Annotated in this window: 11 protein-coding genes and 3 tRNA genes; 2 read left to right on the top strand and 12 right to left on the bottom strand. The window is 44.8% G+C overall.

Annotated elements, in window-relative coordinates:
* Window positions 1–20 precede the first annotated feature (20 nt).
* From NG22_RS12360 to NG22_RS12370, 3 genes are all read right to left on the bottom strand, one after another.
* Window positions 21–93: transfer RNA gene (locus tag NG22_RS12360), tRNA-Gln, on the bottom strand.
* A gap of 42 nt (window positions 94–135) precedes the next feature.
* A tRNA-Gln gene (locus NG22_RS12365) sits at window positions 136–208 on the bottom strand.
* A 66-nt stretch (window positions 209–274) separates the two neighbouring features.
* A tRNA-Gln gene (locus tag NG22_RS12370) sits at window positions 275–347 on the bottom strand.
* Between the two features lie 218 nt (window positions 348–565).
* Here NG22_RS12370 and NG22_RS12375 point away from each other — a divergent pair.
* Complete coding sequence (locus NG22_RS12375) at window positions 566–1,846, top strand: lipopolysaccharide assembly protein LapB (RefSeq protein WP_053406009.1); 1,281 nt, start codon at window positions 566–568, stop codon at window positions 1,844–1,846.
* Window positions 1,827–2,084 carry a hypothetical protein gene (locus tag NG22_RS12380; RefSeq protein ID WP_157601060.1) on the top strand — a complete coding sequence of 86 codons (258 nt, stop codon included), beginning with the start codon at window positions 1,827–1,829 and terminating at the stop codon, window positions 2,082–2,084. Before NG22_RS12375 ends, NG22_RS12380 begins: the two co-directional genes overlap by 20 nt.
* Before the next feature lie 19 nt (window positions 2,085–2,103).
* On the opposite strand, the gene NG22_RS12385 is transcribed toward NG22_RS12380, so the two are convergent.
* The 9 genes from NG22_RS12385 to NG22_RS12425 form a co-directional block, all read right to left on the bottom strand.
* A complete protein-coding gene (locus tag NG22_RS12385) occupies window positions 2,104–5,073 on the bottom strand; it encodes a PD-(D/E)XK nuclease family protein (RefSeq protein ID WP_053406011.1) in 2,970 nt (989 codons plus the stop codon).
* Window positions 5,074–5,125: 52 nt separating this feature from the next.
* Complete coding sequence (locus tag NG22_RS12390) at window positions 5,126–5,605, bottom strand: gliding motility lipoprotein GldH (protein ID WP_053406012.1); 480 nt, start codon at window positions 5,603–5,605, stop codon at window positions 5,126–5,128.
* Window positions 5,606–7,108 (bottom strand): regulatory iron-sulfur-containing complex subunit RicT, encoded by a 1,503-nt coding sequence (locus NG22_RS12395; RefSeq protein WP_082305138.1) that lies wholly within the window; start codon window positions 7,106–7,108, stop codon window positions 5,606–5,608.
* 518 nt (window positions 7,109–7,626) lie between these two features.
* The gene (purD, locus tag NG22_RS12400) at window positions 7,627–8,913 is read right to left on the bottom strand and encodes a phosphoribosylamine--glycine ligase (RefSeq protein WP_053406013.1); all 1,287 of its coding nucleotides are present in this window, start codon (window positions 8,911–8,913) and stop codon (window positions 7,627–7,629) included.
* A 219-nt stretch (window positions 8,914–9,132) separates the two neighbouring features.
* Window positions 9,133–10,038: a peptidylprolyl isomerase gene (locus tag NG22_RS12405; RefSeq protein ID WP_072159292.1), complete on the bottom strand. Its 906-nt coding sequence runs from the start codon at window positions 10,036–10,038 to the stop codon at window positions 9,133–9,135.
* 140 nt (window positions 10,039–10,178) lie between these two features.
* Window positions 10,179–11,330: a PCMD domain-containing protein gene (locus tag NG22_RS12410; RefSeq protein WP_053406015.1), complete on the bottom strand. Its 1,152-nt coding sequence runs from the start codon at window positions 11,328–11,330 to the stop codon at window positions 10,179–10,181.
* Between the two features lie 12 nt (window positions 11,331–11,342).
* Complete coding sequence (locus tag NG22_RS12415) at window positions 11,343–12,083, bottom strand: outer membrane beta-barrel protein (protein WP_053406016.1); 741 nt, start codon at window positions 12,081–12,083, stop codon at window positions 11,343–11,345.
* Between the two features lie 174 nt (window positions 12,084–12,257).
* Window positions 12,258–13,520 carry a GTPase HflX gene (gene hflX / locus NG22_RS12420; RefSeq protein ID WP_053406017.1) on the bottom strand — a complete coding sequence of 421 codons (1,263 nt, stop codon included), beginning with the start codon at window positions 13,518–13,520 and terminating at the stop codon, window positions 12,258–12,260.
* A gap of 116 nt (window positions 13,521–13,636) precedes the next feature.
* A complete protein-coding gene (locus tag NG22_RS12425) occupies window positions 13,637–13,978 on the bottom strand; it encodes a cytochrome c (RefSeq protein ID WP_053406018.1) in 342 nt (113 codons plus the stop codon).
* Between the last annotated feature and the right edge of the window lie 33 nt (window positions 13,979–14,011).

The following is a 14,011-nucleotide window of genomic DNA, read 5'->3' on the forward strand; positions in this document are numbered from 1 at the left end:
ATCCAAATTGTAAGCTTTTGTTGCCCGACTAGGGCTCGAACCTAGACTCTTCTGAACCAAAATCAGACGTGTTGCCAGTTACACCATCGGGCAGAGTATCGTATCGCAATACGAACACTGTTTATTATCTTGAAGTTGCCCGACTAGGGCTCGAACCTAGACTCTTCTGAACCAAAATCAGACGTGTTGCCAGTTACACCATCGGGCAAGAAATAAAAGACGAAGTAGTTAAAAACAACTCCCAAACATCTTTTAATCAAGATCATTATGAAAGTTGCCCGACTAGGGCTCGAACCTAGACTCTTCTGAACCAAAATCAGACGTGTTGCCAGTTACACCATCGGGCAGTAGCATCGCTTAAAGGTGAAACCCTCAGCGTTTTTGCGGATGCAAATATAACGGACTTTTAAATTAAATTCCTAACCCCCGCACGTAAAATTTTGGCATTTCCGGAAAAATAAAGGGCTGTTCCCTGAAATACAGAAAGATGGAGAATAATCCCCAAAGGCGCATTTTTACGTAATTTTCCTTTAACTTTGTATTGATACTTCGTTAAAGAGACCATATGAGCTTCGTTCAGGATTTTTTCAGGTCTGCCAAACCAATGCTGACCTTTTCCTTTTGTTTTTTGCTACTATTTGCCTTACCGGCTACAGCCCAATACGACACGCTGGTGGTGCAGGGAAATGGGCTCTTATTGCTTAATGAAACAGAAGTACAGATCGCCTCTTCCAAAATGCTGGACGACATTTATGATTTCCGCTTCGATGAGGTAGAGACCGAATACGTAAAGCTCAAGGAAGATTTTGGCTGGCACCCCTTGCCTTATTTTCTGATGGGATTAGCCGAGTGGTGGAAAATCACGGTCAATTTCGAAGATAAAAGCCAGGACCCGGTTTTCATGGCCTATATGGACTCCTCCATTATGCTGGCCGATAAGCTCTATAATTACGAAAAAACTTCTCTGGAAGGCGCATTCTTTCTGGCTGCTGCCTATGCTTTTGAGGCCCGGCTGGTCTCGGAGAGAAAAGAATGGACCAAAGCAGCCAACCTGGCCAAAAAATCTTTGGCCTATTTAGAGGAATCCAAAGGAAAGGGAGGCATGAGCCCGGAATTATTGTTTGGGGATGGGCTTTATAATTATTATGCCCAATGGATACCGGAAAACTATCCCATGCTGAAACCTATCATGTGGTTTTTCCCCGGAGGGGACAAAGATTTAGGGATCAAGCAGCTCAGGGAGGTGGGGAAAAATGCCTTTTTCACCCGTACAGAAGGACAAATATTCCTGATGCGGATGTTGGCCAGTGATGGAAAAGACCCACAGGGCGCGCTGCATATTGCACGCTACCTCCACAAAACTTACCCGAATAACCCCTTCTTTGAGCGTTATCTGGCCCGAATGCTTTACGCTACGGCCTCCTATTATGAAATGGAAAAAGTCTGCCTGTCCATCATTTCAGATATTGAAAATAAAAAATATGGCTACGGGGCTGATGACGGCCGCTATGCCGCTTTCTTTTTAGGCCAATTATATCACGCCCGCATGCAGTATCAGAAATCTGAGCAGTACTATAAAATGGTGATGGATTTTGTAGCCGAAAATGAAGCCTTCAACATGGGCTATTATCATTATGCCATTTTAGGCCTCATGGATATTTATGGAAAACAAGGGGAGTACGAAAAAGCAAAGGAGTACCACAAACTGTTGAAGAAGCACACCAAGCGCGGAGAGTCAGTGGCTAAAGCCGCGAGGAGTCGTATAAAAAATTATAAAGAAATCGCTAAAAAGTTAGACGACAACCCCAAAAAAATAGTTAGCGAAGATGGAACGAATTCAGATTAAAATGAGCCCGGAACTTTTTTTAAGCTACCCGATTTGTCAACAATGTGATATGCTGTGGGAGCAGGCAGAGCTGCTTTACATTAATGTGGAAGATGACCAAATGATCCACCTTTATGTTATTCAGGGCTTTTTCGTAGAAGTTCTTTTTCGAAAAGGAGGACAGATGATAGATTTGATCAAAGCCTATGAAGCAGCCTCAGCCATAGAAAAATACTGGCAGGAAGTTAATATCGAATAATCACTCCCCGCCTTTTGGCTTACCGTCTGCAAATCTTTCGATAATCACAGAATCGGCATTTTTCTTCTTTATCGGTTTGGTCAAACACCTGTTCTTCCGAGAAAATCTCCTCCAGCAATTGCTGCAGCCCTTCCATTATTTCAGGAAATAATCTCCTTGCATTTTCCAGTCGGTTTTTCCCTTCCTTAAGGAAATACTCGAATTGCTGGCCGTACATTTCCCTAATGGCGTAAACAGCCGGTACTATACTATTTTTCTCCTCCGGATCAGGAAAGTTATGATCATATAACAAACTATAAATCAAGGTCTGCAAAGCCACTTTAGAGCGATCCTTCTCTTCCCGATCAAACAAGCTCCCGACTGATTTGAAAGTGGTGGAATCACCTCCGGTTTTATAATCCAGTATCCGCAACTGCCCATCCTTCAAATCTACTCGATCAATACTCCCGGAGAGTCGTACCGTAGCGCGCTGCCCATTCAGATTCAGGGGAATTTTCAAAAACTCATTTCTTCCGATCTCCAGCCCTACAAGGGTAAAGGGAGCATATTCCATATCCCTTTTTAGAATCTGCCGGCCCATGTTCAGCAACATTTTTTTCACAATTACATTATTGCCGGCCAGGGCCATTTCCTCAGCATCCTGCAACTGATAATGCTTTCGGATCTCCCGTTCAATTTGTTTTTCCAGTTGTGGTAAAATCAGTTCCTTAATTTGCTGAGGCATGACCATTCCGCCGTCCCTGCTCAAATAAGGCTTATATAGATTTTCCAGTGTATTGTGCAAAATCGTACCGGCTACGGCCACATCAAGTTCCTCTTGTAACTCCTGCTCTTCCTTCAGGCCGGCAATATAACGGAAGTAAAACTTCAGGCGGCAATCCAGAAAGGTGGTGAGCGCAGTAGGAGACAAAGGCACTCCATTTTGCCCTAAATAACGGGACAATTGCTTCTGCACCTCCGGACTTCTTTTGATTTCAATGGCATTCGCTCCCACTGCCTTTGGAGTGGTCGCCAAAACGCTTTCTTTTAATGGAAAGGGCGACTCAAACTTTAGCTGATACAGGTAGCGACTTTCTTCCCCTTTATAATTCCCATCTGTTTCGGTATTATGCACCAGATAAACTTTTTTCGCCCGCTGAATCAAACGATAAAATAAATAGGCATACATCGCATCATGCTGTTCAAAAGTAGGCAGCCTGAAAGCTTTTCTGAGACTATAAGGAATAAAAGAGTTCTTGGAGGCTGCTTGCGGAAAAGCGCCCTCATTCATAGAAAGAATAATGACCTGATCAAAATCCAGATTACGGGTTTCCAACACCCCCATAATTTGTAAGCCCAGCAAAGGCTCCCCGCTAAAAGGCACCCGAACGCCCTGTATCACCTGCCGAAGCAAGCGGATAAAGGTTTCCATCGGCAAGGCCATTTGATGCGTATTCAGCAGCTCCTGCAGCTTTTTAAGCTCTTTATACAGCTTCAATACAAATTCCTGCTCCGGGGCCGCTTCCTCAAACTCTTCCGTAAGCACTGTTTTGTTCACATACAGCAAGAGTTCAGTTAAGTAATGACTAAAATGCGCCACATCCGGTGCTTTATAAAAAATCACGTTCAGAAAGGGCACCTCCAAAGATTGGATATAGACACCCTTGACCATGGACTGATTTCGACGAATAATTTGCCGGCGAGCCTCCTGCACTTTCTCCAGCTCCTCCGCTTGCAAAGACTGCATCAGATAAGGATGCGCCATTAATTCCAAAACCACCTTATAAGGATATTCCGGCCCCTCTACTGCACTTTGCTGCAACTGGCAAGCCAGTTCAAAGAAAGAGTACAGGGCGGTATTCTTGAGCGGATACCCCATGGTCACGTTCAGGCTTTTGAACTCCTCTGGCACAGCATGCAAAAGGGAAAAAAGCATATGCTCTTGTGGAAGAATGACCGCCGTCTTTTCCTCCTCGAACTTTTCCCCTTTGGCCAGTACGGCATTCCGGATTTCCTGTAACAGCTCCCCGGCCACCTTCGTCTGCCCTACTTCCAGTGGAACCCCAATAACCTCTATGGGATCCTGCTCGTCTTTTTTCGATTGTATAAAATGATCTGCTGCCAGCTTTTGTTCTTCCTCCGCCACGCCATAGCGAAACGGATCCGGCAAGGTGGCTCCCAGGATAGGATCCTGCTTGTATTCTCTCAAAAAACGTCCGGCTTCCTGCTGAAAATCATCGTAGAAATAGCGATCCAAATCCCAATAAATGCGGGCCTGGTGTTTTTCTACAAAAAAGGAAATAATCTGCTGCTCAGTTTTGGTCAGGGCATTAAAACCGGCAAAAACAATATTTCCGTAATGATGCTCATAATTCCCACTTGTTAATTTTTCCAGCAAATGGCGGTGCACCATACCGGAATAACCCCAGCCCTTTGCTTTCAGCCGATCCTGAAACTTTCGGTGAATCTGGGGCAACTTCTCCCACAGCTCCTGAAAGCCCTGGGCATATTTTAAATTCTTATCCTTAAAGCTGGTCCAGAATTTTTCTACCAGTGCCTGCTCCTCTTCAGTCAGAAAGTCAAACTGCTGGTCAATGGCTTTCAGGTCTGCCACATTGGTCAACAGGTGCTCACTTTCCACCATATACTTATCCAGATCCTCAAAATCCTTAAGCAACATCTGCCCCCAGAAGTAAAACTGATCAAAGGACTCCCGGCTTTGTTCCGAAAGCTCCTGCTGCCCGTACATCACCTCCTGAAAGACATGATACAATTCGAAATTAAGCGCCAGAGGGTCCTGCGTTTTCAAATCAGAAAGGCGCTGGATAAAATCATCAATACTGATCACATTAGGTGACCAAATGGCTTTATTAATCTTCTGCGAAATGGCCTTGCGCAGAAAAAGACCGGCACGGCGGTTAGGAAATATAATGGTCAGCTTTTCCGGCTGGGGAAAGTCCCGCAGAATCATATCCGCCAGCTCAGACAAAAAGGTTGAGGAATTAGCCATAGATCTAAAAGGAAAAACCACCCTGCCGGACGGCAAAGTGGTTTGAATGCGATTAATTACTTTTACTTACCCGAATACCTACCGCTACGATTTCGGGAAGACTCGTTTCTTCATTCCGAACAAATTGCTGCAGCTTCAATCGGTAACCCCCTCGCTGGGGAAATTTGAAATGCTCCTTAAGCATAAACTCATGGTCGAAGATATCTCCCAAACCTGTTCCCAAAGGGCGGCCGGTCACCGGATCGAATAAATCTTTCTTCAGCAACTGCGAATCAAGCACCTGACCGGTACTGTCTTCCAGCGTATAGGTCAGGTAAATATTATGCTTCGGATACTGCAATGTATTCCTGATCAGACAAGCCACATTGTATTCCTGCCCGGGATCAGGGATGGAAAAATCGAATTTGGGAGCATCTTCATCCTCCCATTTTTGACCTTCAAATTTGTGCATGGCCTCGTAAACCTGCCCGCTGTCACAGGCAAAAAATGCCAAAGCCATACACGCTAAAAGGCAAAACTTCAATCGTTTCATTTATTCCTTATTGTTGGGTTTTTGATTTCTGGGACCGGAAGGCTTACGTCTGCGGAAATTCCGACGACGGCCCTGCTGTCCTCCTTCTTTCTTTTCTCCGGACTGTTCTGCCTTTCCTTCCGGCTTGCGCTGATCCCTTCCTTCGGGATTATGCTTCTGCCGCGGTGGAATGGCCGGATTTCCCTCCTTCGCCTTTGGCGCATCTCCGTTTGTTTTCTGCGGAGCAGTATTGCCTTTGGTCTGTGGGTTATTATCCCTTGCCGGACGACGAGAACGGTTTCTACGGTTACGGTTAGATCTGTTCTCTCCTCCCTCCTGCTTTGGCTCTCTTTGCTCTCGGCTTTCCTTTTGCGATGGATTCTGCTCCGAAGTTCTCGCCTCACCGGATGTCCCCGGCTTCTTACGACGCTTCTTCTTGCGACGCTTGTTATCCGAAGAGTATTTTTTATCCAGCTGGTCCAGATCACTGGCAAATGCCGCCTGTGCATCCGCTACCTGCTGCTCATCGGATTCCAAAGTGGCCGGATGCTGTCCGCGCTTATTCATGCGGATGATCTCCATCACCCGATCAATCGGAATAGAATACCAGCTGTTCTCACTTTCATAACCAAACCACATGATTCGGCGGAAAATGTCCGTTTTTTGCAATCGGGCTTCGCCTTTTTCCGTCACCAATGGGACATTAATTTCCGGAATATCCTGAAGTGCTTCCAGGTAAGTTTCCAGCTCATAGTTCAGGCAACATTTCAATCGCCCGCACTGTCCGGAAAGCTTGGATGGGTTCAAGGAAAGGTTCTGATAGCGTGCCGAAGAGGTGGAAACGCTCTTAAACTCGCTCAACCAGGTGGAGCAACAAAGCTCTCGACCACAGGAACCAACTCCACCCAGACGCCCAGCCTCCTGACGAAGACTGATCTGTCGCATCTCTACGCGGATTTTAAACTCAGAGGCCAAAATCTTGATCAGCTCCCGGAAATCCACCCGCTCATCTGCGGAATAATAGAAAGTCGCCTTGGTATTATCTGCCTGAAATTCCACATCGGTCAGCTTCATGGACAAATTCAGGTCATGAATAATCTCCCGCGTGCGGTAAAGGGTCGGCATTTCCCTTTTCTTTACTTCGTGGTATTTGTTAAAGTCTTTATCACTGGCCAGGCGGTATATCGGGCGAATTTCGCCATTGTCCTCTACCTTTTTTTTGCGCATTTGCAGGCGCACCAACTCGCCCATCATGGATACATAACCCATATGGTGACCATTAGGCACATCTACAATTACAGCCTCTCCGGTAGCCAGTGGTAAGCTTTGGTCATTTCTGAAAAAGTCTTTGCGTCCGTTTTTAAACCGGACTTCGATTACGTCATATTCCTTGTCTACCGGCAGCTCCATATTGGCCAGCCAGTCGAAGGAATTCATTTTATTGCAACCGCCGGAACTACAAGACCCCTGACTGCCGCAACCGGCAACCTCTTGTCCTGTTCCACAGGTGGTACATCCTTCCATGTTATCTATATATATCATCGGAGGTGCCACCCGCAATCATCACACTCCTGTTGAAAAGACATGAAAATAAAAAAATTATTTTGTAGGGTGGGTCTGTTTAGTTCAATGTAAGGATAAAAGTAAGAAATATCTGCAATTAAATGAAAACAGTTCCTCTTTGGCATCAAAAAAGAAGGTTCGAATGGTTAAATCCGGGCCAAATTTATACAACAGTGCTTCCCTCCCTAACCCCAATTATTCACCGCCAGATTCAGTAACTTCACTTAACTAACTCACCGTCAATTCATTACATTTTTGCCTACTGATTTTTTATAGCCCCAATTAGGGCAAGCTTGCTTTCTCCTCATTCATCTGCTTGGTTGGAAAAAACTCGAAATAAGAGACTATTCCTTCATTTTTCCCGCCTTGCAGCTAAAGGAGGATTGAAGTATGAATAATCCGGGCTAATGCCAACCCCCACAAAAAAAGGCCATTACCCTCCGGCAATGACCTCTTTGTATCTTGAAAGACGAAATGTCTTATTTTTCCAATTTCAATAAGTCCTGACCAATGTCACCGCGGAAGTTTTTATTGTTCCAGTCGATCTTGTTCACACCGGCGTAGGCATTCTCCAAAGCAGTAGTTAAATCAGCTCCTTTTCCGGTAATATTCAACACACGACCGCCATTGGTGACCACCTGCTCTCCTTCTAACTTGGTTCCGGCATGGAATACAGTGGCGGTATCTACAGCCTCAATACCGGAGATAGCATCTCCTTTTCCATAAGCTTCCGGATAACCACCGGCTACCATTACTACAGTGGTTGCCGTCTCTTCATAAACTTCATAGCTGGTATTGCCCAAATTACCATTGGCTGCAGCCTCCAACAAGTCTAAGAAATCCGACTTGATACGAGGAATTACTACCTGCGTCTCCGGATCACCCATACGAACATTATATTCGATCACTTTCGGATCTCCGTTATCATTCATCAAACCAATGAAGATAAAACCGTTATAATCGATCCCTCTGTCTTTCAAGCCCTCAATGGTTGGCTTTACAACACGATCTTCCACTCGCTGCATGAATTCAGCACCTGCAAAAGAAACCGGCGATACCGCACCCATTCCACCAGTATTCAAACCGGTATCCTGTTCGCCAATACGCTTGTAATCTTTAGCCTCCGGCAAAATCACATAGTCTTTACCGTCTGTCAGTACAAAAACAGAAAGCTCAATACCGGTCAAAAACTCCTCTACTACTACCGAAGCAGAAGCCGCACCGAATTTCGCTTCTAACAACATTTCTTTGAAAGATGCCTTAGCGTCTTCATGAGACTCACAGATCAACACCCCTTTTCCTGCCGCCAATCCGTCTGCCTTCAATACGATAGGCGTGGACATGGTGTCCAGATAAGCCAAACCGGCATCGATGGTCTCCGCTGTAAAGGTTTTATAGGCTGCGGTAGGAATGCCATACTCCTCCATGAAGGCTTTGGAGAAATCTTTACTCCCTTCCAAAGTAGCTCCATCCTGCTTAGGACCTACAATCTTCAATCCGGCATATTTCGCATCCGCTTCAAAGAAATCACGAACCCCTTCTACCAAAGGTACCTCAGGCCCTACTACTAGCAAGTCCACTTTATTCTCCAAAATAAAAGCGCCCAAAGCTTCGAAATCGGTTACCCCGATGTTCACATTTTCTGCGATAGCTGCAGTACCGGCGTTGCCGGGAGCTACAAAAAGCTTTTCACATTTTGGACTTTGTTTAATCTTCCAAGTGAAGGCATGTTCTCTACCTCCGGATCCAAGGACAAGGATATTCATAATTTCCGCGCTGTAAATAATTTGATAATGCTTTGGCCTTTAGCCACGGCAAAAATAATAATAGTTTAGCTGTAATTGGTGGGATTAGGATTTTTTTTCAAAAGGAAGCTGGAGCCCTAAATTCACCCTATTTAAAAGCATTGTGAAAGAAAACACCCTTCTTTTCTTTAAAAAATCACCCTAAAACGCAAAAAAGGACCCATCCATGAGCCCTTCCACTTATTTTTTAGCCTTGGAGTAATCCGCCTTTAAAACTTCCAAGGGCACATTTACGGTTCCTTCTTCGGTATACTGCAGCCCGAATGTTTTACTAAGTTTCTTTTTGGACATTTCCTCCACAGTGATTTTTATATATACCGGCTTGCGTGGTTTATCCCCTGCACCGGTTTCCACGGCGGCCAGTTGATCAATCACGTCCAGGCCTTCCACTATCTGCCCAAAAACAGTATACTCATCATCCAAATGGTATACGCCGCCGATGGTCTCATAAGCTTTTACCCTCGCTTCCGGATAGCCGGCTTTGGTCAGCTTCACATCAAAACGCTCCTCCATAACCGGAATCAGTTTAAAAATTTCATCATTATAGGCCTCCAGTCCATCTTGGTGATAAATGTCATTCAGCTTATAAAGCACGCTGTCATAGCCCGGCACCTCGGGCATATATTTGGTCAAATAATGATTCACGGCATTCATATTCGCGACCAGCTCGGTTTTACTCACCCTTTTTCCATCCACAATGTAAAACTGACAAGCACTGGAGGCTTTTTTAGGGTTGACATTATCTCCTTTTCGGGCTGCCGCAATTGCTCCTTTTTGGTGGAAAAGCTCCTGACGAAATTCAGCAGGGATGGTCTTATTCGCCTTTCCGGGCATTCCGACTTCTGCCAAATCTCCTCCCTGTACCATAAAGTCATTAATCACCCGGTGCCAGGTAGTAGAATCATAAGCACCTGAGGCGGCCAGCTTCAGGAAATTGGCCTTGTGCCCCGGGGTCTGATCATATAAAATGGCTTTCATTTCCCCGAATGGAGTATGAAAGGTGATCAGGCTGTCATTGTTTTTATTACAAGCCTGCAGACCGATGACCATCAAAAGAACGAATAAAAAAAGAAGGCGAAAACGCATAGTATTACTCAATTGAGGAGTTGAAAATTTATCCACACAAAAAAATAAAAATTTGACGGAAATGAATAGTAATTTTTCTCCATCCATAAAAAAAGCGACCGCTGACCGGTCGCTTTTTTGAATATGTGAGCTAGCTCATCTTAATATAGTAATTCAAAATTCGCCACATCCAGTCGGCTGTCAATCACCCCGGCGAAGTCGTTACCATTGGCACTTGGAGAGAAAACCACCACAATTTCATTTGGCTCGGTTCCTTCCGGTGCATAGCCCGACTCGTTCAGACTGGCATATAAGCTGGTTTTCGGTTGCGCGTAATCAGGAAGTTCTTCATGATCTCCATAATAAATCGGAATCTGAATACGTTCCCAACCTGTATCCACATTATCCGAGGCAGGATTAAAACTACGGTCTGCAGTTCGGAACCAACCCGTTGCCACCCGCTGAATAGTCTGCCCGTCATTGAACCTCAACATCACATAAATATCCGCTGCATCTTCGTCATTTGCAGGTAAAGTTTTATCGCCATCAATCCCATAATACTTTTTACCCCCTCCCGGATAATAACGGTAATCAACCTCAAAACCTATCGGCTGATCTGTAAACGGCTTTCCGAATACAGGCAATTGGTAAGGGTCCGGAATAAGGTTTGAACCATAGTTAAAATCACCGGAATACAGGCTACCTGCAGCGATAGGTGGTAATCCATCAACAGAAGAAACATCGATGGTCGTCAGTGAAACCGCCGGCCCATCACTTTTAGTAAAGGGTATATTATTTTCATTTTTGAATGCCCGCTTACTTCCTTCATTTGGAGTGATCCAAAAATTGTCTACATCTACAGAAGTTCCGATCTGCTGGTATCTGGTTACTATTACAGATCCATAAGATGCCGTGTACCAATCACTAAAGTCGGCATTAATCGGCTGTGTTTCATTAACTGACCTCAAACCAATGTTCACGCGCCAGCCCTGTGTACTGCCATCCTCAGCGGTAACCACATAAAGCACCTCTTCATTAAAGTCCTGTACCTCACCTGGCTGAGGTTGTACAGTGGAAAGACTGGAAGTTGTAATCACAGCAGGAGCTACTTCAGAAAGATCCGTCCCCAGTGGTAAATATAAATCAATCGTAAAATCAGTGGTATCAATAACCGATGAACCAATTTGCCCATCCACCTGAAAAGTTAATATTAACTTTTGATCCGTTACCCCAAAAAAGGTTTCATCAATGTTACAGGCAGTAAAAAGCACTGCAGCGGCTAAAGCCCAAAATATGTTTTTATAAAAATGCATATACTCTCCTCCTTAGAAATAATAGGAAACCCCCATATTCAATTGCAATAAGCTAATTCTGAAATCGAAGTTCGAACGGGTGATTTCCGTCACTTCCTCATAGTTTTCCCTACCGGTTTCTTTGCTCACATTCAAGCCCAAAAGCCCCACAGAAACTTCAAAAGAAAAACCATCAGAGATAAAAGCCACCATACCGGGTTGAATCCCCAAGCCAATCTCATGAAAGTCCGTCAGTGATTTGTTGATTTCCGGACCTACCGTACTCACATTTAAACGCTTTCCGTTTTCATAATAAAAATTAGTTTGATTAAAAAGGGCAAATCTACCCTGCCCGTCTAATGGCAAATAATTTCTGATGAAAGCCGTCGTCACGTAGGATTGATTCAGGGACTGCGCCAAAGTGTTATTGGGGTCTCCCTGAATGGTTCTTTCATTTTCACCCCGGTTATAGCCAAAGCCCAAGCCTACAGAAAAATTATCTTTTATAAAGTAACCTCCCAGCGCCCCCATGGAGAAATCATATTTCCGCTGATCTAAAACCGTCTGAATGATTTGATCCTCATTCTTGGCATTTCTGGTACTAAAAGAAAAAGTAAGGCCGGTATGAAATTGTCCCTTAGCCCTGTATTGATTAAAGTCTTCCGTGGCTAATTTCTCCCCGGGACTCAACTTCTCTGCCTTACCTTGCGCCAAGGCGATGTTAACCCCAAAGCCGAGCAGCAAGGCTAAGGTCAGGCGTAATTTGTTTAACATGTAAAATAGAATTGGTTACTGATTGGTTCAGAAAAGAGTCAAGAAGGAGGGATTTTTAATATGGCTCAAATTTATAAGAATTTACTAAGCCAAACTATAACTTCAAAACAAAAAAAGCTCATCAAATTCAGACATCCGATGAGCTTTCTATTGAAAAAAGATGATTTTTATGGGTTAGGACAGGTCAAAGTTTCCGCCCCACTCCCAGTCTTCTTTTTCATAATTCGGGAAAATTTCAAAATGGCGTTCTCTTACTTTTCTAAGCACTTCCTTCTTGAATTCATCCATATTCTTCTTCTTGGATGCGGAGATAAATACCGTGGTTTGCGCGTCTTTCCCATGATAAGTACGCTTCAGGCGTTCTATCAGATCCTCCTGTGGCTCCTCCTCATAGTCGGGGGCTTGCCCCATCTCTTCCAACATTCGACGTTCGTGTGCCTCCCTGCGCAATTGCTTTTCGTAAAGATCAATCTTATTGAAAACAAGCACTGTAGGTTTATCCGTCACCCCGATTTCTGCCAGGGTACGCTTCACCACATCAATATGCTCCTCAAAAGAGGCATGGGAGATGTCTACCACATGAATCAAAACATCCGCTTCTCGAATCTCATCCAAGGTGGACTTAAAACATTCTATCAGGGTGGTCGGCAACTTTCGGATGAACCCGACAGTATCGGTCAACAGAAAGGGAATGCGGTCGATCACTACCTTTCTCACTGTGGAGTCCACCGTAGCAAACAGCTTGTTCTCTGCAAACACATCTGCCTTTGCTACTGCCTGCATCAGCGTGGATTTCCCCACATTGGTATACCCCACCAAAGCCGCCCGCACCATGCGGTCACGGTTTTGTCGACGGGTTTGTGACTGCTTATCAATCTTGCTCAGCTTATCCTTCAACAGGGATATGCGATGTTTAATGATTCGGCGGTCAGTCTCGAGTTCCGTCTCCCCGGGACCACGCATCCCGACCCCACCTTTTTGTTTCTGAAGGTGCGTCCACATGCGCGTCAATCGCGGCAATACGTATTGGTACTGCGCCAATTCCACCTGCACCTTGGCCTGAGCCGTTTGAGCACGGATGGAGAAAATATTTAAAATCAACAGGCTTCGGTCCAGAATTTTACACTGAAAGTGATTTTCCAGATTTCGTACCTGCGAAGGCGAAAGGTCATCATCAAAAATGACCATATCAATATCATAAGCCGTCACGTAGGCTTCAATTTCTTCCAGCTTACCCGAGCCTACATAGGTACGCTTATCCGGGTGATCCAGATTCTGCACAAATTTCGCCTTTGTGATGGCGCCGGCCGTAGTGGCCAAAAATTCCAGCTCGTCCAGATATTCCTCCGTCTGTTCCGGGCGTTGTTGTCTGGTAGAGACTGCCACTAAAACAGCGGTTTCAATTTTGGCACTGGTGGTTATTGATTCTGCTTTCATATAATCTTTTCCTGCATGCTGCCGGAGCAGTAATGCGATAAAATCATGGTTGCTACTCGTTTAATGAAATAGCGGTGTATTTAAAACGGCGTCCCCATCATTTTATTTTTCTTTTCTTAAAGTTTGTCCAAATACTTTGCCACAGCTTCAATTTCCTGCGGACTCAGTACATCTTCAAAGGCATTCATATCGCCTTTTCCTTTACGGATGATCTCTATGCGCTCTTCTATGGTCATTTGAGTCTGGCTCAAATCCGCAGAATTGTACATTCCTTTCTTACCATCCCAACCATGACAGGTATTACAGGCCGCTTTTCGATAAGCTTTTTTGCCCGGATCTACCTGTGCCACTTTTTTGGGCGCTTCCTGTTTTTGCTGGCTTTCTTTTTGCTCACTCCCGCCACAAGCACTTACCAGCACTATCATTAGGGCCAAAAGGCCGAAGACTAAATTCTTCATGATTCCTATAGGTTTAAAATAGCAAAAGGGTAG

The sequence above is a fragment of the Persicobacter sp. CCB-QB2 genome, assembly GCF_001274635.1.
Taxonomy (GTDB): Bacteria; Bacteroidota; Bacteroidia; order Cytophagales; family Cyclobacteriaceae; genus Persicobacter; species Persicobacter diffluens.

Excerpts from the sequence above, each read along its gene's own strand:
- NG22_RS12425 (WP_053406018.1), bottom strand. The coding sequence starts at position 13,978 with ATGAAGAATTTAGTCTTCGGCCTTTTGGCCCTAATGATAGTGCTGGTA.
- NG22_RS12410 (WP_053406015.1), bottom strand. The coding sequence starts at position 11,330 with ATGCATTTTTATAAAAACATATTTTGGGCTTTAGCCGCTGCAGTGCTT.
- NG22_RS12390 (WP_053406012.1), bottom strand. The coding sequence starts at position 5,605 with ATGAAACGATTGAAGTTTTGCCTTTTAGCGTGTATGGCTTTGGCATTT.
- hflX (WP_053406017.1), bottom strand. The coding sequence starts at position 13,520 with ATGAAAGCAGAATCAATAACCACCAGTGCCAAAATTGAAACCGCTGTT.
- NG22_RS12405 (WP_072159292.1), bottom strand. The coding sequence starts at position 10,038 with ATGCGTTTTCGCCTTCTTTTTTTATTCGTTCTTTTGATGGTCATCGGT.
- NG22_RS12375 (WP_053406009.1), top strand. The coding sequence starts at position 566 with ATGAGCTTCGTTCAGGATTTTTTCAGGTCTGCCAAACCAATGCTGACC.
- NG22_RS12385 (WP_053406011.1), bottom strand. The coding sequence starts at position 5,073 with ATGGCTAATTCCTCAACCTTTTTGTCTGAGCTGGCGGATATGATTCTG.
- purD (WP_053406013.1), bottom strand. The coding sequence starts at position 8,913 with ATGAATATCCTTGTCCTTGGATCCGGAGGTAGAGAACATGCCTTCACT.
- NG22_RS12415 (WP_053406016.1), bottom strand. The coding sequence starts at position 12,083 with ATGTTAAACAAATTACGCCTGACCTTAGCCTTGCTGCTCGGCTTTGGG.
- NG22_RS12380 (WP_157601060.1), top strand. The coding sequence starts at position 1,827 with ATGGAACGAATTCAGATTAAAATGAGCCCGGAACTTTTTTTAAGCTAC.
- NG22_RS12395 (WP_082305138.1), bottom strand. The coding sequence starts at position 7,108 with ATGGAAGGATGTACCACCTGTGGAACAGGACAAGAGGTTGCCGGTTGC.